The 887-nt window shown below is 50.8% G+C and carries 1 protein-coding gene; it reads left to right on the top strand.

The annotated features are described in order from the left end of the window. Positions 1–873 (top strand): IS30 family transposase (locus B5F94_RS15945; RefSeq protein WP_204247519.1); only part of this gene is annotated, 873 nt, incomplete at its 5' end. Between the last annotated feature and the right edge of the window lie 14 nt (positions 874–887).

The following is an 887-nucleotide window of genomic DNA, read 5'->3' as shown; positions in this document are numbered from 1 at the left end:
GGAAGGAACGTGAGCACGATTTCGCGGGAGATACGACGGAACTGTACACATATGTATGACATTCCCACTTACTATCCACACACAGCTCAAAAGAAGTATCTGTTGCGGCGGTCCTACTGCCATCGTGGAATGTTTCACGCACAAGAAGTGATTGACTACATCAATGAAAAATTGAAAGCAACATGGTCACCGGAGCAGATCGCCTGCACACCGTGCGAACTGAAGATACCCAGCTGGCGGACGATCTACCGTTGGGTCTATGAGAAATACCTGGTGAACGGGAACTTGAAAGTGCTGCGGCGCAAGGGAAAGAGCCATGGAAGCAAGGAAACTCGTGGAAAATACAGTAAGGGTAAGTCGATCCGCAAACGAGATAGATCCGTGTACAGCCGGAAAGAAGCCGGGCACTGGGAAGCGGATACGGTGGTGAGCGGCCAGGGCAAGAGTAAGGCCTGCTTCGCCACCCTGGCGGAACGCAAGACGCGCTTTTACATTGCAGTTAAGATTCCGGACCGAAGGGCGGAGACCATGGAGAACGCGATCGTCTCTGTGCTTTCCGCCTTCCCGCCACAGTTGGTCAAGACTATTACTTGTGATCGAGGCACGGAATTTGCCAACTGGCGCAGAATTGAGGAACGGCTGCACTGCGATGTCTATTTTACCGATCCCTATTGTGCCTGGCAGAAAGGTACAAATGAGAATCTCAATGGCCTGCTCCGGGAATTCTATCCAAAAGGCAGGAATCTATCCAGAGTCGCTCCCGCCACGCTAAAACGAAACCTGGCGTTAATTAACGCCAGGCCTCGCAAAGTTTTGAATTTCCATTCTGCCCAGGAATTATGGGACTTCGAACTCAATTCCTGTTGCACTTAGTTTGACAATTCACT

It is taken from the genome of Flavonifractor sp. An4, assembly GCF_002161755.1.
Lineage (GTDB): Bacteria > Bacillota > Clostridia > Oscillospirales > Oscillospiraceae > Flavonifractor > Flavonifractor avicola.
Note: the sequence above shows the minus strand (reverse complement) of the source record. Positions and strands in the feature narration are given on the sequence as shown.